We start from the raw sequence: 22240 nt of genomic DNA on the forward strand, positions 1-22240 counted from the left end.
GAGCCGGTGATATCGGTATCGGGGAGGCGTCATGCCAGCCCCATCGCAGCCTCGTGACGCCGCCAGCCCTCGAGCACGGCTGCGGCGATCGTTCCAGTTGAATCTAGCGGCTCGTAGCGGGCGCCTTCAAGCTTGCCCTGGAAGTGATGCACAGCGCCGTGGCGTTTCAGCGCCTCCAGGAACCTCGCAAGCTTGCCGTGCCCGCCATGCGGCTCGAAGACCAGGATCGGCGCGCCCGTTGCCGCGGCCTCGCCGATCATGTTGGTCGAATCGGCGGTCGCGACGATGGCATCGGCATTGGCGAGCAGCGGCACGTAAGGATTGGCGCCGCTGCCGTCCCACCACCAGCCGCCATGGCGCCGGAAGACCTCGGCGATGGCGGCATCGAGAGCCGGCGGGGTTCGGCGCGAGCGTGAGCCCATCAGGGCGACGCCCGAAGCGGCGAGGGCGTCGAGCTGGTGCGCGAAGCGTTCGATGTCGTCCGGCCGGAAGCGATGGTGGCGGCTGTCGCCGCCGACGAGCACGGCCGCGCGGGGCGAAGGCAGGGCGGCAAGCTCCGGCGGTGGCGCGGCGCGGGCGGCCGCGAGGGCTTCCGGCGCGAGCCGGTGCGGCGAGGTGATCGTCACCAGCACGTTCTCGCCGCGCAGGCGGTCGTGCTCGGAGACCCAGATCAGGTCGGCGGCGCCGATGCCGGTGCGTGGGTCCTTGAGGAAGACGGTGAAGGTCGCTCCGTTCGAGGCCTTCTTGACGGCGCGCAGATAGGCGACGGCGCGCCGGCCCGAGGCGATGGCGATGTCGGGGAAGGGGGCCCGGATCGGGCTGCCCGGCCGGTCGGGGGCCTCGCGCGGGTCGATCGGTCCGCGCGGCATCAGCCAGCTCCAGGGCCGGCCTGGATTGATCCGGCGGATCTCCGGGGTGACGCCAATGCGCTCGGCGACGCCGAGGCATTGCACCTCGTCGCCGGCCTTGCCGTCGGTCAGCACCCAGAGGGAAGGCGTCGATTCTGGCGGCACGGCGGACTGGCCCGGGTTTGACGTGGTCGACGCCTTGTATCGCGTCGATGGCGCGTCTACACCAGCGCGGCTGTTTTTCAGGAGGATTTGTGCGCGCCAAACTCGACGAGATCGATCTCCGTATTCTGGCGGAGCTGCAGAGCGACGGGCGCATGACCAATGTCGAGCTCTCGAGCCGGGTCGGCATCTCGCCGCCGCCCTGCCTCCGGCGCGTGCGTGCGCTCGAAGAGGCCGGCGTCATCACCGGCTACCGGGCGCTGCTCGACGAGCGCAAGCTCGGCATCGAGGTTGTCTGCTTCGCCTTCGTCCATCTCGCCAGCCAGGCCGAGGCCGATCTCGCCGCCTTTCAGGAGCGGATCCGCGAATGGTCGCTGGTGCGCGAGTGCTGGACGCTTTCGGGCGATATCGACTTCATTCTGAAATGCGTCGCGGCAGATCTGAAGGCCTTCCAGGACTTCGTCGCCGACCTGACGGCGCTGCCGAATGTGCGCAATGTCCGCACAGCGCTGGCGCTCGACCGGGTCAAGGACGCGCCGATCGCGCCGCTTTAGATATGGCGTCATGCTCGGGCTTGACCCGAGCATCTCAGGCCGGATGAGGCTTTGATCAGCGCCTTCTCGTCGAGAGATTCTCGGGTCTGCGCTTCGCTCCGCCCGAGAATGACGCTTGGTGGCTAACCCCCGACCGCGCGCCTGATCCATTGGGCGTTGCTGGCAACGAGCGCCTCTATCCTGCGCTGATCAGCGTCCGGCCGATACCAGGCCCCGCCGGAGCTCGGAGCCATGATGGCGAGGATCGGGTAGCGGGCGATCTCGCGGCCATCGGAACCGATCAGCACCGCCTCGCTTTCGAGCGTGTCATTGCCAAGCGTCGCCGCCGCGCCGCCGGCATAGCTCGTCAGATAAAGGCCGGTGACCGTGACCTGCAGGATCGCGCCACGCCGGCCATCGGCTGTGCGAAGGCTGGCGAGCTCGCGTTCCAGCATCGGCTTGATCTGGGCTGCGGTGGCGCTCTGGCCTTTGGCCGCAAGGAGGGCAGTATCGACGCGAATCGTATGGATTGCGGTGGGCGAACCAGTCCGAGCCGTCGTCTGGCAACCCGCCAGCAAGGCGGCGGCGAGGCCCGTCAGGATGATCCGGCGCGTGAGCATGGCGTCAGGCGCCGAGATAGCGCCCGATCCACTGGGCGTTGTTCTCGAGCAGGGCAGCGACGCGCCGCTGGTCGACATCGGGCCGGTACCAGGCGCCGCCCGAGGATGAGAGCAGCATCGAGCGGATATCGCGGCTGAAGAGGACGCGGCCGCGGTCGATCACCTCGGCGACGCTGTCCATATTGTCATTATCGCCACCATCGCCGGCGCCGCCGGTGCCGGTCGCGGTGTTGAGCCAGAGGCCCTGCACCGTGACGTAAAGGGTCGGGCCGCCGCGCTGGCGCAGTGGTGCGAGTTGGCGGGCGAGTTCCAGTTCCAGCGCGCGAGCAATCCTGGGCGCGTTCTCGCCCCAGCCCTGCGGGCCGAGCCGGCGCGCATCGACGCGGATCCCGCCGACGGCGATGCCTTGCGCCAGAGCCGGAAGCGAAGCGAGCCCGCCGGCGGCGAGCACGGCGGACCCGGTGAGAAAAGCGCGGCGCGTGGTCATGGGGCGGTCTCCGGCGGCAGGCTGATCTCTAATCTAGGGATTGCCGCCGGGCTGGCCAAGTCGCTCCGCTGTTTCAGCGGAAGGCGACGCTGACGACCTCGTAGGACTTGCCGCCGCCCGGCGTGTTGACGTGGACGGAATCGCCGACTTTCTTGCCGATCAAAGCGCGCGCGATCGGCGAGCCGATCGAGACCTTGCCGGATTTGACGTCCGATTCCGGCTCGCCGACGATCTGATAGAGCTTCTCTTCCTCGGTATCGTCGTCGATCAGCTTGACGGTGGCGCCGAACTTGATCGTGTCGCCGCCGAGCTTGCTGACATCGATGATGTCGGCGCGGCCGATCAGCGATTCAAGCTCCATGATGCGGCCTTCGTTCAGCGATTGGGCCTCCTTGGCGGCATGATATTCGGCATTCTCCGAGAGGTCGCCCAGCGCGCGCGCCTCGGCGATCGCCTGGATGATGCGCTGGCGGTCGACCTGCTGGCGCTGCTTCAACTCGACCTCGAGGGCGACGAAGCCGCCCGCCGTCATAGGAACCTTTTCCATCGTCCCGTCCCAGTTGCAAAAAGCGATTGCGCACGCGCCGGCCATGGCCAACGCGCCCGCATCGCTTTCGATCGTCAGAAAACCAAATCGCCGCGCGGCCGGTCAGGCGGCGCGGGCGAAATAGGATTGCAGCGACCTCACTTCGAGATCGCCGCTGCTATAGGCCTTGATGCCCTCTGCCGCGGCGATCGCTCCGGCCAAGGTGGTATAATAGGGCACCTTGTGCAAGAGGGCTGCGCGGCGCAGCGAGCGCGAGTCCGCCAGCGCCTGTGGGCCGTCGGTGGTGTTGAAGACGAGCTGGATCTCGCCGTTCTTGATCGCGTCGACGACGTGCGGCCGGCCTTCCAGCACCTTGTTGATCTTGCTGGCGCGGATGCCGTGTTCCTGCAGCAGGCGCAAGGTGCCGCCTGTGGCGACGACCTGGAAGCCGAGCTCGGCCAGCATCGCCATCGCGGGCAGGATGCGCGGCTTGTCCTCGTCGCGGACCGAGACGAAGACCGTGCCCTTGACCGGCACCTTCGAGCCGGCGCCGAGCTGGCTCTTGGCGAAGGCGACGTCGAAGGAGCGGTCGAGGCCGATGACCTCGCCGGTGGAGCGCATTTCCGGGCCGAGCAGGACGTCGACGCCGGGGAAGCGGGCGAAGGGGAAGACCGCCTCCTTCACGCCGACATGCTCGAGCTTCTCCTGCTTCAGGTTGAAGCTCGCGAGCTTCTCACCCGCCATCAGCCGGGCGGCGATCTTGGCGATTGGCTGGCCGATGACCTTGGCGACGAAAGGCACGGTGCGCGACGCGCGCGGATTGACCTCGAGCACGTAGATCACGCCGTTCTGGATGGCGTATTGGACGTTCATCAGCCCGCCGACGTCGAGCGCCAGTGCCATGGCGCGGGTCTGGCGCTCCAGTTCGGCGATGGTCTCAGGGCTGAGCGAGCGCGGCGGCAGCGAGCAGGCCGAATCGCCGGAGTGGATGCCGGCTTCCTCGATATGCTCCATGATCCCGGCGATGAAGGCGTCCTTGCCATCGCAGAGGCAGTCGACGTCGACCTCGATCGCGTCCGACAGATAGCGGTCGAAGAGCAGCGGGTTCTTGCCGAGGACGGTGTTGATCTGCCCGGTCTTGTCGTTCGGGTACTTGGCCTTGACCTCGGAGGGGATCAGCGAGGGCAGCGTGCCGAGCAGATAGTCCTCGAACATCACCTCGTCGCGGATGATCGCCATGGCGCGGCCGCCGAGCACATAGGACGGGCGCACCACGAAGGGCAGGCCGAGCTCGGCCGCGATCATGCGCGACTGCTCGACCGAATAGGCGATGCCGTTCTTCGGCTGCTTGAGCTGCAGCTTGTCGAGCAGGCGCTTGAAGCGGTCGCGGTCCTCGGCGAGGTCGATCGCGTCGGGCGTGGTGCCGAGGATCGGGATGCCGGCCTGCTCCAGCGCATGCGCCAGCTTCAGCGGGGTCTGGCCGCCGAACTGGACGATGACGCCATGCAGCGTGCCGTTCTGCTTCTCGGTCTCGAGGATCTCGAGCACGTCCTCGGCGGTCAGCGGCTCGAAATAGAGCCGGTCCGAGGTGTCGTAATCGGTCGAAACCGTCTCGGGGTTGCAGTTCACCATGATGGTCTCGTAGCCGGCGTCGCGCAGCGCGTAGCAGGCATGGCAGCAGCAATAGTCGAACTCGATGCCTTGGCCGATGCGGTTGGGCCCGCCGCCGAGGATGACGACTTTGTTGGCGGAGGAGGGCTGTGCCTCGTCGGCCGGCTTACCGGCGAATGGCATGGCGTAGGTCGAGTACATATAGGCCGTCGGAGAGGCGAACTCGGCGGCGCAGGTGTCGATACGCTTGAACACCGGGCGCACCTTCAGCGAGCGGCGGAGCGTGCGGACCTCGTCCTCACTCTTGCCGGCGACGGCGGCGAGGCGCTTGTCGGAGAAGCCCATCGCCTTGAGCTGGCGGAAGGCGATGGGCGTCTGCGGCAGGCCGTGCTTGCGGACCTTTTCCTCGGCTTCGACGATGCCGCGCATCTGCTCGAGGAACCAGGGATCGATCTTGCAGCTCTCGTGGATCTGCTCGTCGGTGAAGCCGGCGCGCATCGCCTGCGCGACCTGGAGGATGCGGTCCGGGGTCGGCGTCGAGAGTGCCGCCTTGATCGCATTCTTGTCGTCGCCGTGGCCGACGCCCTCGATCTCGATCTCGTCGAGCCCGTCGAGGCCGGTCTCGAGCGAGCGCAGCGCCTTCTGCAGCGATTCCTGGAAGGTGCGGCCGATCGCCATGGCTTCGCCGACCGACTTCATCGCGGTGGTCAGCGTCGGCTCGGAGCCCGGAAACTTCTCGAAGGCGAAGCGCGGGATCTTGGTGACGACATAGTCGATCGTCGGCTCGAACGAGGCCGGGGTGGCGCCGCCGGTGATGTCGTTCTCGATCTCGTCGAGCGTGTAGCCGACGGCGAGGCGCGCTGCGACCTTGGCGATCGGGAAGCCGGTCGCCTTGGAGGCCAGCGCGGACGAGCGCGACACGCGCGGGTTCATCTCGATGACGATCATCCGGCCGCTCTCGGGATCGACCGCGAACTGGACGTTGGAGCCGCCGGTCTCGACGCCGATCTCGCGCAGCACCGCCAGCGAGGCGTCGCGCATGATCTGGTATTCCTTGTCGGTCAGCGTCAGCGCCGGGGCGACGGTGATCGAATCGCCGGTGTGGACGCCCATCGGGTCGATGTTCTCGATCGAGCAGACGATGATGCAGTTGTCCGCCTTATCGCGGACGACCTCCATCTCGTACTCCTTCCAGCCGAGCACACTCTCCTCGATCAGCACCTCGCTGGTCGGCGAGGCGTCCATGCCGCGCTCGACGATGTCGATGAACTCGCCCTTGTTGTAGGCGATGCCGCCGCCGGTGCCGCCCATGGTGAAGGACGGACGGATGATCGCCGGCAGGCCGATATCCTCCAGCGCCTCCAGTGCGGCGCCGAGCGTCTTGACGTGGTGCGAGCGCGGAGTCGACAGGCCGATCTTGGTCATCGCCTCGCGGAAGCGCTCGCGATCCTCGGCCTTGTCGATTGCGTCGGCGGTGGCGCCGATCATCTCGACGTCGAATGTCTCCAGCACGCCCATCTTCTGCAGCGACAGCGCGCAGTTCAGCGCGGTCTGGCCGCCCATGGTCGGCAGCAGGGCAAAGCCGCCGGGCAGGACGTTGCGCTCCTTCTCGATGATCTTGGCGACGATCTCGGGCGTGATCGGCTCGACATAGGTCGCGTCGGCGAGGTCCGGATCGGTCATGATCGTCGCCGGGTTCGAGTTGACCAGGACGATGCGGTAACCCTCGGCCTTCAGCGTCTTGCAGGCCTGGGTGCCGGAATAGTCGAACTCGCAGGCCTGGCCGATGATGATGGGGCCCGCGCCGATGATCAGGATCGTCTTGATGTCTGTGCGCTTGGGCATGGTCTCGACCGGTTCCGTGCGGGCGCGCACGGCCCGTCCGATCGAAAGGAGCGGAGGCCAGCGCGTGCCCAAAGATGAATGCTAGGCGCTCGCTATAGACGGGGGAGGCGGCGGGGGGAAGCGGAAAGCGCTTCTTCCTGTCATGCGCGCACAGGTGGCGCATTTCTCCCTTTGCGCAGTTGAGCGTTGCCGAACGGGGTATAGCATCCGCTTCCGCGATGGCGTCGAGCCGGTTCGCGTCAGCTCCGGCCACGCCCTCCCCAACCAGAGGAGCTTGGCCATGCGTCAATCCGATCCGCAAAAGCTCGATGCCCTTGTCGGACGTCTCGTCGGAGACGTCGGAGCCTGCGTCACCGGTTCCCTCATCGTGCTCGGCGACCAGCTCGGCCTCTACCGGGCCATGGCCGACGGCGAGCCCGTCACGGCAGCGGAGCTCGCCGGCAGGACTGGCCTGAAGGAACGCTATGTCCGCGAATGGCTCTCGGCCCAGGCCGCCGCCGAGTACATCCAATACGACGAGGGAAGCGACAGCTTCAGCCTGTCGCCGGAGCAGGCCATGGCCTTCGCCGAGGAGGGCAGCCCGGCCTTCTTCGCCGGCGCCTTCGAGATCGTCCAGTCGATGTGGGTCGATGAGCCCAAGGTCGAGCAGGCCTTCAGGACCGGCACAGGGCTGGGCTGGCACGAGCACAGCAACTGCCTGTTCCGCGGCACCGAGCGCTTCTTCCGGCCGGGCTACAATACCAACCTGGTGAGCAGCTGGATTCCGGCGCTGGACGGCGTCGCGGCCAAGCTCGAAGCGGGAGCGGTGGTCGCCGATGTCGGCTGCGGCCATGGCGCCTCGACCATCCTGATGGCGCAGGCCTATCCGAAGTCGCGCTTCTACGCCTTCGACTATCACGGTCCCTCGATCGAGAAGGCGAGGGAGATAGCGGACAAGGCCGGCGTCGGCGACCGCATCGTCTTCGAGCGGGCCAGCGCCAAGGATTTCCCGGCGGCGAGCTATGATCTCGTCGCCATGTTCGATTGCCTGCACGACATGGGCGATCCGGTCGGGGCGGGCCGCCATGTCAGGGAGACGCTGGCCGAGGACGGCACCTGGATGATCGTCGAGCCGTTCGCCCATGACAATCTGAAGCAGAACATCAACCCGGTCGGCCGAATCTTCTACGGAGCGTCGACGATGATCTGCACGCCGGCCTCGCTGTCGCAGGAGGTCGGGCTGGGCCTCGGGGCGCAGGCGGGCGAAATGCGTTTGCGCAAGGTCGCATTGGACGCCGGCTTCACCCGGTTCCGCCGCGCCACCGAAACACCGTTCAACATGGTGTTCGAGGTCCGGGCCTGAATCTGACGGCTGCCGAAAAGCAGAACCCGCTCGCCATGATGGCGAGCGGGTCGATGCGGTTAACTCAGCCGGTCGTGGTCAACGCACGGGCGGGGCGATCGCGATTTCGCTGACACGGGCTGCATCACGCGCGGCCGCCTTGCGTCGCCGCGTCGCGATCAACAGCAGGGCAAGCGCACCGAGTTCGCAGGCCGCGCCGACGAAGCCGAGCTCCCAGGAGGCGCCATGGCGCAGCACCTGCTGGCCGAGTGCGGCTCCCGCGGCGATGCCGACATAGAGCGCCGAGGCATTGAGCGAGAGCGCGACCACGACGGCATCCGGCGCCATCGCGGCGAGGCGCGACATCTGCGAGGGATGCCCGGCCCAGCCGGCGCCGCTCCAGACCATCAGGATCACCGGCAGGACGAAGATCGCGATTGCGGGCGGCAGCGTCAGCGCTACGAGCGAAGCGGCGGCCAGCGAGGCGGCGAGCAGGGTGAGCACGAAGGTCAGCGTCGGCACGGGGCCGAAGCGGTCGCTGGCCTGGCCGCCCCACTGGTTGCCGAGCGCCGAGCCGATGCCTGTGATGACCAGCGTGGCGCTGAGCCAGTGGCCGGAGATGCCGGCATGGGCCGAGAGGAAGGGCGCGACATAGGTGTAGAGCGTGAACGCGCCGGTGGTCCAAAGCGCGGTTGTGCCGAGCGCGAGCAGAACGTCGCCACGGCGCGCGACCTGCAGCCGCTCGCCCAGCGTGTTGGCGCCGCGCGGCAGCCCGGCCGGCATCTTGAACAGCAGGCCGGCGAGAGCGACCGCGCCGAATAGCGCCACGACCAGGAAGGCGAAATGCCAGCCGAGCGTGGCGACGGCGGTGCCGAGCGGCACGCCCAGGATCAGCGAGACGGTCATGCCGCCCGTGACGAGCGCGATCGCACGGGCCCGGCGCTCGGGCGGCACCAGGGCGACCGCGACGGCGTTCGCCGCCGGCATGAACACGCCCGAAGCGAGCGCCATGACGATGCGCGCCAGCATCAGCGAGGAGAAATCGCTGGTGAAGGCGGCGACGAGATTGGCGAGCGTGAAGACCGTGAGCGAGCCGACCAGCACGAGCTTGCGGTCGAGATTGCCGAACAGCGTCGAGAGCACCGGCGAGCCGATGGCGTAGGCGATGGCGAAGATCGAGATCAGCAGGCCGGCCGTATCGACGCTGACGCCGAAAGCGGCAGCGAGATTGGGCAGGATGCCGGTGATGACGAGGCTGCCTGTGCCGATGGCGAAGGCGCCGCCGGCCAGCAGAAGAAGACGGATGTCCATGGCAGAGCGCTCCGTGGGGAGTTGCCGACTATTTCAATGATCGTTGAATCATGGGCGCCAGCTGGCCATGAGTCAATCCTAAATTCAAGGATCATTGAAACTTGTCAGGAGCGGCCGAGGCAATTAAGCCTGAGGTGATGAAGCAGCTCTTCCATCCGGAGATCGAGGACGTCCTGCCGGCCGACGTCTTCGCGGCGCTGGGCGACCCGATCCGCCTCGGCATCCTGGTCTCGCTCGCCGATTGCGACGAGATCGACAAGGCGCGCTGCGGCGCCTTCACCGAGCTCGCCTCGCCCTCGCTGCTCTCCTACCACTTCGCCAAATTGCGCGAGGCTGGGATCACGCGCTCGCGGGCGGAGGGGACTGTGCGTTTCCTCAGCATCCGCCGCGAGGAATTCGACCGGCGATTCCCCGGACTGCTCGACACTGTGATCGAGACGGCGCGGCGCGATCCTTCGGTGCCGCGCGCCAAGCTCGACGTCTGATCAGCCGCAGCACGGGCAGCCCGGGCCGAAGACGGCGCGGCTGCCAAGCGCCGCCAGCCTTCCGCGCCAGCCGGGGACATGCTCCCTGATCCGTGCCATCGTCCTGTCGCGGTCGAGGCGGGTCGGGCGGCCATCCTCGACCAGGATCGCGCCATCGACGATGCTCGTCACCACGTCGCTGGCCCGGGCGTAATAGACCAGCGCGGCGTAGCCGCCGTAATAGGGCTGGAGATGCGGCCGGTCGATGTCGACCATGATCAGGTCGGCCCTCTTACCCTTTTCCAGCGAGCCGATTTCGTCCTGGAGGCCCATGACGCGGGCGGCGCCGATCGTGTGCAGTTCCAGCGCCTGCGCGCAGGAGAGGGCGGTGGGGCTCCCCAAGCGCAGGCGCATGGCGTTGAGGGCATTGCGCATCCCCTCGAAAGGGTCGTTCAGCATCCAGTCGGTGGCGAATCCGGTCGGGATGCCGCGGGCCATGATCTCATCGAGCGGCGGATAGCGCCCACGGCGCGGATAGATCGTCGGGCAATGCGCGTAGGCCGCGCCCCTTTCCTGGACGGCGTCGAGATCGCCCGTCCCGGCGAAGACGAGGTGGGCGAGCACGACATCCGGGCCGAGCATGCCGACATCCCTGAGGAACTCGACCGGGCCGCAGCCATGAACCGCCTTGACCTGCTCGACCTCGGCCGCGCTCTGGGCAGCGTGGATATGCATGCCGATCCCGAGCCGGGTCGCCTCGGCGCGGGCCGTCCTCAGCAGATCGGCTGAGCAGGTGTCGGTCGCATGGGTGCCAATGCGCGCGGTGATGCGGCCATCGGCGGCGCCATGCCAGCGCTCGGCGAAGGTGACGCCATCGCGCAGGCGTTCCTCGCCGATATCGGGATGATGCGTGTAGTCGCCGCGCCACAGTTCGTGCAGGCGGACGTCGAAGACCTTGTGGGCGATCTGGGCGCGCAGGCCGCAGGCCTCGACCGTCTCGGCGAGCCGGTGCGGCGCGTACCAGATGTCGTTGATGGTGGTGATCCCAGCTTGGAGCATGTCGGCACAGCCGGCTTCCGCCAGCAGCGCCCACTCATCCTCGCCGATGTCCTTCTCCATCCGGAAGGCGACTTCGAGCAGCGCCGCCTTGGCGGCGTGGTCGTCGGTCTGGCTGCGGAAGACCAGCGAGGCCGCGTGCGAATGGCAGTTGACGAAGCCGGGCAGCACCGCCCGCCCGGAGCCGCCAATCGTGCGGGCAGGCGCCCAATGTCCCTCCGGCTGGCGTGGACCGGCATGGAGGATGCGCCCGCCGGTGATCGCGACCTCGCCGTCGGGGATCACCGGCATGCCGGGGCTGACCGGATAGAGGAATTCGGCGCGCACCAAGAGGTCGATCTCGATCATGGTGCGGGCTCCTCCATCGGGGTGGGAGGGCGAGCTTAGGGCGCGTGCTGTGGAAGGCCAGCGACGCTCCTGCACCGCAGCCTTGCGTCCGCAATCCGCTCTCGCTATGAAATGTTACAACGTAACAAAATATGAGATCCGAGATGGACTCCCGCCTTCCCGTCACCGTGCTCTCCGGCTTTCTCGGCGCCGGCAAGACGACGCTGCTCAACCACGTCCTCAACAACCGCGAGGGCCGCAAGGTCGCGGTCATCGTCAACGACATGAGCGAGGTCAATATCGACGCCGATCTCGTGCGTTCCGGTGGCGGTGACCTCTCGCGCACCGACGAGAAGCTGGTCGAGATGAGCAATGGCTGCATCTGCTGCACCTTGCGCGACGATCTTCTTGCGGAGGTCGGCCGGCTCGCCCGCGACGGACGCTTCGACTACCTCTTGATCGAAGGCACCGGTATCGCCGAGCCGCTGCCGATCGCGGCGACCTTCGAATTCCGCGACGAGGACGGTTTTTCGCTCTCCGACCTCGCCCGGCTCGACACCATGGTGACGGTCGTCGATGCGGTGAACCTGCTGAAAGACTATGGCTCGCGCGATTTCTTGCGCGAGCGCGGCGAGACGGCCGGCGAGGGCGACGAGCGCACCTTGATCGATCTCCTGGTCGAGCAGATCGAGTTCGCCGATGTCGTTGTGCTCAACAAGGTCGGCGATGCCGGGCCGGAGGCGGTGGCGCAGGCAAGGCTGGTGATCCGGGCGCTCAACCCGGATGCACGCCTGATCGAGGCTGATTTCGGTCGCGCGCCCCTGGACGCGATCCTCGATACCGGCCTGTTCGACCATGAGAAGGCGCAGGAGCATCCGCTCTGGCACAAGGAGCTCTACGGCTTCAAAGACCATGTGCCGGAGACCGAGGAATACGGCATCGCCTCCTTCGTCTACCGGGCGCGCCGGCCCTTCCACCCCGAAAAATTCAATGCCTTCCTCGCCCAGAGCTGGCGAGGGCTGATCCGCGCCAAGGGGCATTTCTGGCTGGCAACCCGGCCCGAATGGGTCGGCGAGATGTCGCTCGCCGGCGCGATCTGCCGCACCGAGGCGATGGGCTTCTGGTGGGCCGCCGTGCCGCGTCCGCGCTGGCCCGACCATCCGGAATGGAAGGCGATCCTGAACCGTCATTGGCATTCGGTCTGGGGCGACCGCCGGCAGGAACTGGTCTTCATCGGTTCCGGCATGGACGAGGGCGCCATCCGCGCCGGGCTCGATGCCTGCCTCCTCGGCGAGACGCCGACCATCGCCTTCAAGCCCGAACGCTATCGCGATTTGCCCGACCCGTTCCCGGCCTGGCGCCGGGCCACCGCCGCCTGAGGCTTCATCCCCTTACCGTCCGCTTCTGGAGACTGCCATGCGTCCGCTTTCCCTGTTGTCCACGTTCGCCATCTCGGCCGTGCTTTCGAGCCTGCCGGCACTCGCCCATGATCATGCCGTGCTGCGCGGCCGGCTGGTCTTCGCCGACCATGAGAAGCCGGTCGTGCGTGTGCTCGATCTCGACACCGGCGAGGTCACGCACAGCTTCGACCTGCCCAAGGCCAATCCCGGCTTCGCCACGGCGCAGGGTGGCCGCTTCGTAGTGATCAAGACCGGCGACGATGCCGGTACGATCCGCTTCCTCGATACCGGGCTGACGATCGAATCGCATGGCGACCACAACGACATCGAGAAGGGACCGGTGAAGCTCGTCGACCTCGTGCTGACCGGCCAGAAGCCAGCCCATGTCATCTCCGGCCATGGCCAGCTCGCGCTGTTCTATGACGGCATCCGTCCCTGGGACGGCCAGAGCACGGCGAAGGCGGTGCTGGTTGCAATCAATGATCTCGCCAAGGACAAGCCGGCGCTGACGGAATGGCCGAGCCCGGGGCCGCAGCACGGCATCGTCGTGCCGATGGGCGAGGGGCGCTGGCTGATGTCGGTGCCGAACCCGGTCTATGTGAAGGGTGAGGATCGCAGCGCCTCGTCGCGGCCGGACGGGTTCGAGATCCTCGACCGGGCGAAGGGTGGCTGGGCCAAGCTCGCCTCCTTCAACGATCCGGCCAAGGCCGACGCGTCCTGCAAGCTCTATCACGGCCATGCCGCGGCTGATGGCCAGCATGTCTTCGGCTGTGCCGAAGGGGAGGGCGGCGGCATGCTGGTGCTGTCGCAGGCTGGCGGCAAGTTCAGCGCGCACAAGCTCGCCTATCCGGACGAGCGCCGGATCAGTGCGATCAAGGCCAGGGTCGGCGCCAAGTTCATGGTCGCCAATTACGGCAAGACCTCACCCTATGACGGCCTGATCCGGGTCGATCCAACCGCCAAGTCGCTGTCTGCTACCGATATCCTGCCGATGCCCGGCGGCCAGTCGGCCTGCCAGTTCGAACTCTCCGGCAACGGCAGGCGGCTCGCCAATCTGACGCCGGACGGCAAGCTTCGTGTCTACGACGTCGCCGCCTGGAAGGAACTCGCCAGTTTCGACGCCGTGCCGGCCTTCGACTGCCAGTACGGTGCCAGGACGCCGACGCCCTCGCTCGCGGTGGTCGGCGGCAGCGCGTATGTCAGCGATCCCGGCAATGGCCGCATCCGCGAATACAATCTCGAGACACTGAAGCAGGCGCTCGACCTGCCGGTCGAGGGCATCCCGGCCAACCTCGCCGGCAGCGATGCGGGCTGAACGCCTGTAGGCTTCCGTTCAGCATCCGGGGTATAGGCACCCCGGATGCTGCAACGTCTTCCTCGCCAGAGCCGCCAGGTCGTCGCCTACGCCTTCTCGGGCGTTATGGCGGCGGTTGCGCATTACGGATTGCTGATCGGCCTGGTCGAGCTCGGCGGGGCCGACCCCGTTGTGGCCTCGCTGGCCGGTTTCGTGCTCGGTGGCGTGGTCTCTTATGTGCTGAACCGCTGGCTCACCTTCGAGGCGACCCGGACCCATGGCGAGGCGAGCTGGCGCTTCGGCCTGATCGCCTTCGGCGGCTTCCTGCTGACCGGTGTGCTGATGCACCTCTTCGTCAAGGTCGCCGGTCTGCCCTATCTGCCGATGCAGGTCGTCACCACGCTGATCGTGATGATCTTCACCTTCGCCGGGCACAAATTCTTCTCCTTCGCCGATCGCGAAGGCGCCTGATCAGGCCTGGCCGGCGGCGTAGAGCGCCCAGCCGACCAGCAGCAGGCTGACAAAGCTCGCGAGCGTGCGGACATGGTTCCACATCGTCCACGGACCGGAATAGTGCTGCCAGAGTGTCCGCGCTTGCTCGGGATCGGCCGGGATCGTGGCGATGGCGAGCGCCTCGTTCATCGGCACATTGGCGACGATGGTGATAAGGAAGGTGCCGGCCAGATAGACGATGGCGGCGAGCGCCAGCAGCAGCGCGACCTGCCCGGCGCCTTGCTTCCACCACAGCCCGGCGGCGACCAGCGCCACCACCGGCGTGCCGAAGAAGGCCGGGAAGAAGATCGCGTTGCGCACGACGATGTTGATGCTCTGCATCGAGGCGATCGCGGCCTTCGGATCGGCCGCGTCGAGCGCCCACATCACCGACATCGAATAGGCATAGAAGAAGCCTGCCATGGCGCCGGCCAAAACCAGCGTGACGATGGTGAGGGTGAGCGCGAGCGCGGTCATGGCCTTGCAGCCTCCAGCGTCAGCGGCTTGCGTGCCGAAAAGGCCATGCGATGCGGGTTATGGCCGAAATTCGTGCGGCGTGTGACACCCTTGAAGCCGGCCGCCTCGACCAGCGCGGCGATGCCGACGGCGCTGTAGGTCGAAAGACCGTACTGGGCGCGCAGCTTGCGGTAGTCCGAGAAGACGGTGCGCACCAGCCCGCCGAGCGCCGCGACGAGGAAGCCGCCGCGCCAGGCGAAGCCGAGCAATTCGGTCGCGTCGGTCAGCGGCGAGAGGTCGGGCGGGATCACGTCGGCGAGGATCAGCTCGCCGCCGGGCTTGAGCTTGGCGAGCCAGGTGGCCAGCGCTCGCTTCAACTCATCTTCGCCGAGATACTGGATCAGCGAATTGGCGACGACGAGGTCGAGCGAATCATCCGGCAACGCCTCGACCTCCTCCGGCGAGACGACCGAGAGATTGGCGAGCGCGCCGAAACGGGCCTTCAGTCTGTCGCGGACGGTCGGGGCCGCTTCGCAGAGGATCAGCTTGCCGCTGGCCGCGGCGACGAGATCGGCCGAAAGCGCTTCGCCGCAGCCGACATCGAGCACGGTTGCGTCCTTGGACGGCACGGCGGCGGCGATATCCTGCGCAATGCGGCGATAATGCAGGGCCTTGTGGCGATCCGAGACGTAGATCGCATGCTCGCCGTTCCAGAAATCGCGCCAGGACATCGGGTCTCCGTATCGAGAACGGCGCGGGCAAGCGCCTTCGCCCTAAGCCCTAGCATGACCGCGGCGACTGTGGAGTCAGGTTGATTGCACGCAGGGTTTGTGCTGCCTCAAATGAGCCAATAGCCTGCGCCGACCGACCGGAGCCGTGCCGACCATGCTGCTTTTGCCGAAACTCCTGAAGCGCTCGATCCGCAAGGGACGGCTCACCGTGATCGCGCCGGACGGGACGCGGCATGTCTTCGGGCCGGGCCGGACCGAGTTCACCTTCGCCGGCAAGCCGGTCGTCGCCGGCGAGGTGACGGTGCGCTTCAAGGATACGAAGATCGAGCGCGAGCTCTTCCTCAATCCCGAGCTGGCGCTGGCCGAAGGCTATATGGATGAGCGTATCGAATTCGAGGACGGCTCGACCATCCATGACCTTTTGACGCTGTTCTGGATCCAGCGCAGCGAACTGCGCAAGCACCCGCTGCAGGCTGCGATCCGGAAGATACGCTTCAAGATCCGGCGCTGGCGGATGCACAATCCGCTCGGCGTCGCCGGCAAAAAGGTCAAGCACCACTACGATATCCCGACCGATTTCTACCGGCTCTGGCTCGACGAGACGATGACCTATTCCTGCGCGTACTGGCATTCTCCTGACGTAGGCTTGGAAAACGCGCAAAAGGCCAAGCTCCGGCACCTCGCCGCCAAGCTGAAGATCGAGCCGGGGATGCGCGTGCTCGACATCGGCTCGGGCTGGGGCGAGCTTTCGATCTATCTCGCCAAGGCCTGCGGGGCGAAGGTGACCGGGCTCAACGTCTCGCCGGACCAGATGGCAGCGGCGCAGAAGCGTGCCGAGGCGGCCGGGGTCGGCGATGCCGTCAGTTTCATCAACAAGGACTATCGCGAGCTGACCGGGACCTTCGACCGCGTCGTCTCGGTCGGCATGATGGAGCATGTCGGCGTCGCGCATTACCTCGAATATTTCGAGAAGATCCGCGACCTGCTGACCCCTGACGGGATCGCGCTTGTCCACTGCATTGGCCGCGTCGGCCCGCCCGGCTTCACCGGCCCGTTCTTCGATAAATACATCTTCCCCGGCGGCTATGCCCCGGCGCTGTCGGAAGTCTTCGCCGCGGTCGAGCAGACCGGGCTCTGGCATTCCGACTGCGAGTTCTGGCGCCGGCATTATCACTGGACGCTGGAAGCCTGGCGCGAGCGCTTCATGGCGCACCGGCCGGAGGTGGTCGCCATGCTGGGCGAGCGCTTCGCCAGGATGTGGGAGTTCTACCTCTCCGCCTGCTCGATCTCCTTCGACATCGGCGGCGACATGGTCTTCCAGCTGCTGCTCGGCCCGCACAAGAGCGCCGTGCCAGTGATCCGGGACTACATCACCGAAGCGGAGGCTGAGCTGGAGCGGCGGGGCTTCTGACGATGGCGGGACAGGAGCTGATCGGGCAGGTCTCTGACCTGCTGCGCGAGGTCGCGGCCGAGGCGGTGATGCCGCGCTTCCGCAAGCTGTCGGAAACCGAGGTCCGGGTGAAATCGCCGGGCGAAGAAGTCACGATCGCCGATGAGGAGGCGGAGCGGTTGCTCACCGCCGGGCTCCTGGCGCTCCTGCCGGGATCGCGGGTGATCGGGGAGGAGGCGGTCTCGGCGCAGCCGGAGCTGTTGCAGGGGCTCGGCGAGGGCACGGTCTTCGTGGTCGACCCGGTCGACGGCACCGCCAATTTCGTCAAGGGCAGCCCGTGCTTTTCGATGATGGTGGCGCTGCTGCAAGAGGGCGAGCCCGTCGCCTCGTGGATGCTGAGTCCGGCGACCGATATGCTCTACGTCGCCGAGCAGGGCTCCGGGGCCTGGGGCAATGGCGAGCCTGTCAGGGCAGGCCAGCCGCCGCAGTGGAATGCGCTGCGCGGCGGCGTACTCACCCGCTTCCTGCCCGCCGAGATCAAGGCGCGGGTTCAAGCCAATGGCCGGGATCTCGCTGCCATCCTGCCGGGCATGCACTGCGCCGGCGAGGAGTATCCCGCGATCGTGCGCGGCGAGCAGCACTTCGTGGTGTTCTGGCGCGGCCTGCCCTGGGACCATGCGCCGGGCACGCTCTTCCTCGAAGAGGCCGGTGGACGGGCGGCTCGTTTCGACGGGCGCCCCTACAGACCGGCCGAGCAAGGCTTCGGCATCCTGGCGGCGCAATCGCCGGAGCTATGGGACGAATTGCAGCGGCGGCTTTTCGCCGAAGCTTAGGGTAGGCCTCGCCCACGCAGTGGATCAGGGCCTGCGCCAGACATAGCGGATGTCAGGCTCGCGCTCTTCATTGCGCGCGCCGTCGGTCAACTCGGCTTCGACGAAGCCTTGCCGCTCATAGAAGCGCCTGGCGGTGGCGTTGCGCTGAAACGTCCACAGGTTGAGGTCGGAGCAGCGCCCCTGTGCGACGTCCAGCAATGTGCTGCCGATACCCTGGCCCTGATAGGCCGGCAGCACGTAGAGCTGATCGATCCAGCCATCGCGGAAGGCGATGAAGCCGGCCAGCGTCGGACCGCCGAAGATGCCCCACAGTTCGCATTGGTCGAAGACGACGCTCCGGAAATAGGCGCGGTCTTCCTCGGGTGTATGGAGCCCGGCCAGCCAGGGCAGCCGATCATCGAAACTTTGGCGGTGCACGGCAGCCACGGCGTCCATGTCACTGCGCTGGAGCCTGGTCGGGGGACTGAGCATTTCCCCGAGTAGCAGAGGCTCGCTCAGCTCGGCAACGGCTGGTCGGTCGCACTCGAAGCCTCGCCGGCTTGGCGCCGCGAGGGGTTGAGGCAGAACGCCATCCGAGGGAAGGCGCGGGGCCAAGGCAGCGTCGCAGTCGATGGATGCGTGTCGAATCTCGATGTCGATATGTCGAGGCAGCGTCACTCGCCGCTGCCTGAACCCGCGCGACGGCAGAATTGAAGGCGGGGATACTCGCCACCGAGGCGAGCGGCCGGCTCGCGGTCAGGCGCGGACGATTTTGCGGCGCGCCTTGGGCTTGGCGGGTGCCAGGGCCTGCGCCTCGCGCTCCAGCGCTTCCTTTTGCAGCCGCAATTGCCTCAGCTTCGCTGTATTCGCATCGCGGGCCTGGGCGATGCTGTCAGCCTCGGAGATGATCCGGCTGCGGGCGAGCGACTGGGTCTGCACCTTCAGGAAATTGTTGTCGGCGTCGGTGCGCTGCTTTGAATGTTCAGCCAAGATGGCCTCCCGCTGGTTTCGATGGTGGGGTCAGGCGCATGAAAAAAGGCCAAGCATACGCTTGGCCTTCCCTTGGAAGTCATTCCAGTCAGTGGTGCCGGTACATCCATGGTCACCGCGACGAATGACGTCCGGATCACGCAGCCTGAAGCTGCTCGGCGGCCATCTTGCCAGACTTGTTGTCGCGAGCGACTTCGAAACTGATCTTCTGGCCTTCCTGCAGATCGCGCATTCCAGCGCGCTCGACAGCGGAGATGTGGACGAAGACGTCCTGGCTGCCGTCGTCAGGCTGAATGAAGCCGAAGCCTTTGGTGGAATTGAACCATTTCACTGTGCCGGTGGCCATTGAAGAACCCTCCTATTGGCAATACCTGTCGTCCGCCATGCGACTGCTCGGCGGATTCAGAACGATTTCGAAAGGGGGGAGTTCATCAGAAGCGTGCCGAAGCACGAAAATAAAACCGACCGTCCAAGCAAATATCGACAAGAGCAGACTACGTTTTTCTGGGCGAGATGTCAATCATCGCTCTTGCTTTTCATTTCCGCTGCGTCGAATTCGGGGCCTGAACTCGGGTTTTTAGTGAACGAAGACCAGGTTTTTGACCCGAGTCCAGTGAGGTTTCGTAGTATCGCCTGCTTCTTTATTTTCCATAGGCCGGGTGCGGCAAAGCGATTGAGCGGGCTTGCGCCCCACCGTTTCAAATTGACGATCACCACACCGGCCAGGGCCATGGCGCGCTCGAAGCGCTCCACCAGCGAGACGTCGCTTTCATCCCGGCCCCTCTCCTTCTCGGAGAGGGGCTCTTCGGCGTATCTCAGCCCGCCGGCATTGCGGACATGTCGGCGAAGACCGCCTCGAAAGTGTGGCCGTCGGCGTCCTCGAAGGCGCGATTGTAGAGCCAGCCCAGATCGGTCGCCGGCCGCGGATCGGCCTTGCCGCCGGCTACGGCTGCCGCTGCTACGGTCGCGTCGACCTCCGCGCGGCTGTCGAGCGTGAGCGCCAGCAGCACCTGTGCGCCGGCATGGGCGTCGGCGACGGGCTTTGCGGTGAAGGTCGCGAAATAGTCGCGGCTCAGCAGCTGGAAGGTGATCGTCTCGGACCAGACCATGCTCGAGGACTGGTGGTCGCTGAAATCCGGGTTCTGCGTGCAGCCGATCGCCTCGTAGACGCGGGTCGCGGCGGCGAGCTCGGCGACGGGCAGATTGACGAAGAGCATCTTTGGCATGGTGGTTCTCCTTCTTGCTCGGGTGGGGTGATTGTCAGAGGTTCTGCTGCAGGATCCGCCCGTTCGGGTGGACGCAGATGAGCTCCAGCCGGCCTTCGCCGACATTCTCGAAGCGATGCGGAATGTCGGGCGCGGCGACGACGATGTCGCCGGCATGACCCCGGGTGGTCTCGCCGCCGACGGTGAACTCGGCCTCGCCCTTCCGGACGATCCAGGTCTCAGAATAGGGATGAACGTGCAGCATCGAGCCCTGGCCCGGCTCTGCATCGACGATGAAGAACGAGACCGGACCGCCGAGCGCTTCGCCTTCGAAACGCACCGTGCGGTTGGCACCGCGCTGCTGATCTTCGGACCGAAGGACGTTGAACATAGCTGCCTCCCTGGTTGATTGCGGTGTGAATTATCTTTGCAGGAAGATATTTAGTTGAGAAATATCTTCTCGTCAAGATAATTATCTTCGTGTCGAGATATCTTGGCCGGAGAGCACACGCCGTGTATGTCTCGCTGTCGGGGCAGCGACAGCCAAGGCTCGGAAATGACAAACGAATCAGGAAACCAGGAAGGTGCAGCGGAGGATCATGTCGACCGGCTGCGCCGGCTATGGGCACGGGAGCTGCCGGATTTGAACACCGAACCGATGGCGATCCTCGGCCGCGCCTTCCGGCTCGGCAACATGGTCCGGCCGAGCATCGAGGCGACCTTCGCCGGCTTCGGGCTCGACCGCGGCGAGTTTGACGTGATCTCGACCCTGCGCCGTTCCGGCTCGCCCTACCGGCTGACGCCGACCGAGATGTACGCGCTCTTGATGATCTCCTCGGGTGGGCTGACCCACCGGCTCGACCGGCTGGAGAAGGCCGGGCTGATCCGGCGCGAGAAGTCGGCGAAGGACGGGCGCAGCGTGCAGGTGGCGCTGACCGATGCGGGCGCTGTGCTGGCCGAGCAGGCCTTTCGCACGGACATGGCGAGCGAGCTGGCTTTCCTCGATCCGCTCGATGCTGGGGAGCGGGAGGTGCTGGCGGGGTTGCTGCGGAAGCTCATTCTCGGGATCGAGGCAGACCTGCAACAGCGAGACGAAGAGCGCGGGGAACCCTCTCCTGGAAGGAGAGGGCAGGGTGAGGTGTAGGCGGTAAGACCAGTTCCGTGAGGCCCAAACGCGCGGTTGGGTTCAGGCTAACGTTTTCAGTCCGAACACCTTGTAACTCTGCCACGGCCGCAGCTGTTAAGGTTCCGGCTGCGGTGACGGGCGCAAGACCGGGAACACCGAGGGCGTCCGAGCCCGTGGGTGAGTTTTGGTCAGCGCCCGTCGTTCCATCGACCCCGAACAGTCGCTTGGGCCGCGCGAAGCGAAGCCCGTTTGCGCAAGGATGGGATCGGATGGACGCTGGTGTGATCGTCGGGATCGACGTCTCGAAGGCCCGGCTGGACGTGCATGTCCTGCCGATGGAGGAGAAGTTCGCCGTCGCACGTGACGGGGATGGGATTGCAGCGCTCGCGGACAGATTGACCGGGCTGGCGGTTGCGGCCGTCGGGGTCGAGGCGACGGGCGGCTTCGAGACGATCGTGGCGGCCGGGCTCGCGGCGGCCGGATTGCCGGTCGTGGTGGTCAATCCGGCACAGGTGCGTGCCTTTGCCAAGGCGCTCGGCCAGCGTGCCAAGACCGATCCGATCGATGCGGCGGTGATTGCTCGCTTCATTATGGCGACGCGGCCTGCGATCCGCGCGCTGCCCGACGAGGAGACCCAGCTTCTGGCCGATCTCGTCGCGCGCCGGCGCCAGATCGTGACGATGATCGGGGCCGAGCGTCAGCGCGAGAAGCGGGCGCCTGTCCGCGTCAGGCGCAGCATCCAGCGTCTGGTCAAGGCACTGGAGACGGAGCTCGCCAGCCTCGACAGCGACATCGATGACAGCGTGCGTGGCTCGCCAGCCTGGCGCGACAAGGAGGATCTGCTCGCCTCCGTGCCGGGCGTCGGCAAGACCGTCGCCCGCACGCTGATCGCCGAGCTGCCCGAGCTCGGCACGCTCGACCGGCGGCAGGTCGCGGCTCTGGTCGGTCTTGCGCCCTTTACGCGTCAGTCCGGTCAATGGCGGGGCAAGAGCTTCATCGGCGGCGGCCGGACGAGCGTGCGCGCCGCCCTCTTCATCGCCGCCATGGTCGCCGCCCGCCACAACCCCGCCCTCAAGGCCTTCCGCGACAAACTCGTCGCCGCCGGCAAGCCCAAGCTGGTCGCCCTCGTCGCGACCGCCCGAAAGCTCGTCACCATCCTCAACGCCATCCTGCGGGACAGACAGCCATGGCGCGCTCAAACCGCTTGACAAGCAAGACAGTCGCTCACCCTAC

25 protein-coding genes are annotated in these 22240 nt (G+C 66.5%); 10 read left to right on the forward strand and 15 right to left on the reverse strand.

Going from position 1 to position 22240, the window contains the following annotated elements; translation table 11 throughout:
• Positions 1 to 29: 29 nt before the first annotated feature.
• On the reverse strand, positions 30 to 1013 hold the full coding sequence (locus tag B6S44_RS23795; RefSeq protein WP_129159361.1) for a mitochondrial fission ELM1 family protein: 984 nt from the start codon (positions 1011 to 1013) through the stop codon (positions 30 to 32).
• Between the two features lie 47 nt (positions 1014 to 1060).
• On the opposite strand from B6S44_RS23795, the gene B6S44_RS23800 reads away from it, so the two are divergent.
• Positions 1061 to 1564, forward strand: coding sequence for an Lrp/AsnC family transcriptional regulator (locus tag B6S44_RS23800; RefSeq protein WP_129159362.1), 504 nt, complete (start codon positions 1061 to 1063; stop codon positions 1562 to 1564).
• 122 nt (positions 1565 to 1686) lie between these two features.
• Here the strand turns inward: B6S44_RS23800 and B6S44_RS23805 are convergent, their stop codons facing one another.
• The 4 genes from B6S44_RS23805 to carB all read right to left on the reverse strand — a co-directional run bounded on the left by B6S44_RS23805 (position 1687) and on the right by carB (position 6632).
• The gene (locus B6S44_RS23805) at positions 1687 to 2163 is read right to left on the reverse strand and encodes a hypothetical protein (RefSeq protein WP_129159363.1); all 477 of its coding nucleotides are present in this window, start codon (positions 2161 to 2163) and stop codon (positions 1687 to 1689) included.
• A gap of 4 nt (positions 2164 to 2167) precedes the next feature.
• Positions 2168 to 2650: a hypothetical protein gene (locus tag B6S44_RS23810; RefSeq protein WP_129159364.1), complete on the reverse strand. Its 483-nt coding sequence runs from the start codon at positions 2648 to 2650 to the stop codon at positions 2168 to 2170.
• 73 nt (positions 2651 to 2723) lie between these two features.
• A complete protein-coding gene (gene greA / locus B6S44_RS23815) occupies positions 2724 to 3197 on the reverse strand; it encodes a transcription elongation factor GreA (RefSeq protein ID WP_129159365.1) in 474 nt (157 codons plus the stop codon).
• A 102-nt stretch (positions 3198 to 3299) separates the two neighbouring features.
• Positions 3300 to 6632 carry a carbamoyl-phosphate synthase large subunit gene (gene carB / locus B6S44_RS23820; RefSeq protein ID WP_129159560.1) on the reverse strand — a complete coding sequence of 1111 codons (3333 nt, stop codon included), beginning with the start codon at positions 6630 to 6632 and terminating at the stop codon, positions 3300 to 3302.
• 280 nt (positions 6633 to 6912) lie between these two features.
• Here carB and B6S44_RS23825 point away from each other — a divergent pair, with 280 nt between their 5' ends.
• Entirely contained in the window at positions 6913 to 7974 is a 1062-nt protein-coding gene (locus tag B6S44_RS23825; protein WP_129159366.1) for a methyltransferase domain-containing protein, read from the forward strand.
• A gap of 78 nt (positions 7975 to 8052) precedes the next feature.
• On the opposite strand, the gene B6S44_RS23830 is transcribed toward B6S44_RS23825, so the two are convergent.
• A complete protein-coding gene (locus B6S44_RS23830; RefSeq protein WP_129159367.1) occupies positions 8053 to 9264 on the reverse strand; it encodes an MFS transporter in 1212 nt (403 codons plus the stop codon).
• Between the two features lie 137 nt (positions 9265 to 9401).
• On the opposite strand from B6S44_RS23830, the gene B6S44_RS23835 reads away from it, so the two are divergent.
• The gene (locus B6S44_RS23835; protein ID WP_129159368.1) at positions 9402 to 9749 is read left to right on the forward strand and encodes an ArsR/SmtB family transcription factor; all 348 of its coding nucleotides are present in this window, start codon (positions 9402 to 9404) and stop codon (positions 9747 to 9749) included.
• Here the strand turns inward: B6S44_RS23835 and B6S44_RS23840 are convergent, their stop codons facing one another.
• Complete coding sequence (locus B6S44_RS23840; protein WP_129159369.1) at positions 9750 to 11132, reverse strand: amidohydrolase family protein; 1383 nt, start codon at positions 11130 to 11132, stop codon at positions 9750 to 9752. It abuts the gene before it with no gap.
• 143 nt (positions 11133 to 11275) lie between these two features.
• On the opposite strand from B6S44_RS23840, the gene zigA reads away from it, so the two are divergent.
• The 3 genes from zigA to B6S44_RS23855 are packed head-to-tail and all read left to right on the forward strand — an operon-like array spanning position 11276 to position 14276.
• Complete coding sequence (gene zigA, locus B6S44_RS23845) at positions 11276 to 12490, forward strand: zinc metallochaperone GTPase ZigA (protein WP_248309736.1); 1215 nt, start codon at positions 11276 to 11278, stop codon at positions 12488 to 12490.
• Between the two features lie 37 nt (positions 12491 to 12527).
• A complete protein-coding gene (locus tag B6S44_RS23850; RefSeq protein ID WP_129159371.1) occupies positions 12528 to 13826 on the forward strand; it encodes a YncE family protein in 1299 nt (432 codons plus the stop codon).
• Between the two features lie 45 nt (positions 13827 to 13871).
• Entirely contained in the window at positions 13872 to 14276 is a 405-nt protein-coding gene (locus B6S44_RS23855; protein WP_129159372.1) for a GtrA family protein, read from the forward strand.
• Here B6S44_RS23855 and B6S44_RS23860 read toward each other — a convergent pair whose 3' ends face one another.
• Together B6S44_RS23860 and B6S44_RS23865 are read right to left on the reverse strand one after the other, a co-directional pair.
• Positions 14277 to 14774, reverse strand: a complete 498-nt coding sequence (locus tag B6S44_RS23860) for an anthrone oxygenase family protein (protein WP_129159373.1) — start codon at positions 14772 to 14774, stop codon at positions 14277 to 14279.
• Positions 14771 to 15484, reverse strand: coding sequence for a class I SAM-dependent methyltransferase (locus tag B6S44_RS23865; protein ID WP_129159374.1), 714 nt, complete (start codon positions 15482 to 15484; stop codon positions 14771 to 14773). The genes B6S44_RS23860 and B6S44_RS23865 overlap by 4 nt, the downstream gene beginning before the upstream one ends.
• Before the next feature lie 154 nt (positions 15485 to 15638).
• Between B6S44_RS23865 and B6S44_RS23870 the strand changes: the two genes are divergently transcribed.
• Entirely contained in the window at positions 15639 to 16895 is a 1257-nt protein-coding gene (locus B6S44_RS23870) for an SAM-dependent methyltransferase (protein ID WP_129159375.1), read from the forward strand.
• 2 nt (positions 16896 to 16897) lie between these two features.
• Positions 16898 to 17707, forward strand: coding sequence for an inositol monophosphatase family protein (locus B6S44_RS23875; RefSeq protein WP_129159376.1), 810 nt, complete (start codon positions 16898 to 16900; stop codon positions 17705 to 17707).
• Between the two features lie 24 nt (positions 17708 to 17731).
• On the opposite strand, the gene B6S44_RS23880 is transcribed toward B6S44_RS23875, so the two are convergent.
• The 6 genes from B6S44_RS23880 to B6S44_RS23905 form a co-directional block, all read right to left on the reverse strand.
• The gene (locus B6S44_RS23880) at positions 17732 to 18142 is read right to left on the reverse strand and encodes a GNAT family N-acetyltransferase (protein WP_248309737.1); all 411 of its coding nucleotides are present in this window, start codon (positions 18140 to 18142) and stop codon (positions 17732 to 17734) included.
• 300 nt (positions 18143 to 18442) lie between these two features.
• Positions 18443 to 18676 (reverse strand): hypothetical protein, encoded by a 234-nt coding sequence (locus B6S44_RS23885; protein ID WP_129159378.1) that lies wholly within the window; start codon positions 18674 to 18676, stop codon positions 18443 to 18445.
• A gap of 136 nt (positions 18677 to 18812) precedes the next feature.
• The gene (locus B6S44_RS23890) at positions 18813 to 19022 is read right to left on the reverse strand and encodes a cold-shock protein (RefSeq protein WP_057190805.1); all 210 of its coding nucleotides are present in this window, start codon (positions 19020 to 19022) and stop codon (positions 18813 to 18815) included.
• A 170-nt stretch (positions 19023 to 19192) separates the two neighbouring features.
• Positions 19193 to 19408, reverse strand: a complete 216-nt coding sequence (locus B6S44_RS23895) for a hypothetical protein (protein WP_129159379.1) — start codon at positions 19406 to 19408, stop codon at positions 19193 to 19195.
• Between the two features lie 83 nt (positions 19409 to 19491).
• On the reverse strand, positions 19492 to 19902 hold the full coding sequence (locus tag B6S44_RS23900) for a VOC family protein (RefSeq protein ID WP_129159380.1): 411 nt from the start codon (positions 19900 to 19902) through the stop codon (positions 19492 to 19494).
• 34 nt (positions 19903 to 19936) lie between these two features.
• Positions 19937 to 20272 (reverse strand): cupin domain-containing protein, encoded by a 336-nt coding sequence (locus B6S44_RS23905; protein WP_129159381.1) that lies wholly within the window; start codon positions 20270 to 20272, stop codon positions 19937 to 19939.
• Positions 20273 to 20437: 165 nt separating this feature from the next.
• Between B6S44_RS23905 and B6S44_RS23910 the strand changes: the two genes are divergently transcribed.
• Both B6S44_RS23910 and B6S44_RS23915 read left to right on the forward strand, forming a co-directional pair.
• Positions 20438 to 21025 (forward strand): MarR family winged helix-turn-helix transcriptional regulator, encoded by a 588-nt coding sequence (locus tag B6S44_RS23910; protein ID WP_129159382.1) that lies wholly within the window; start codon positions 20438 to 20440, stop codon positions 21023 to 21025.
• Positions 21026 to 21276: 251 nt separating this feature from the next.
• On the forward strand, positions 21277 to 22215 hold the full coding sequence (locus tag B6S44_RS23915; protein ID WP_129159383.1) for an IS110 family RNA-guided transposase: 939 nt from the start codon (positions 21277 to 21279) through the stop codon (positions 22213 to 22215).
• Positions 22216 to 22240: the final 25 nt, after the last annotated feature.

The organism is Allobosea sp. Tri-44 (assembly GCF_004123845.1).
Taxonomy (GTDB): domain Bacteria; phylum Pseudomonadota; class Alphaproteobacteria; order Rhizobiales; family Beijerinckiaceae; genus Allobosea.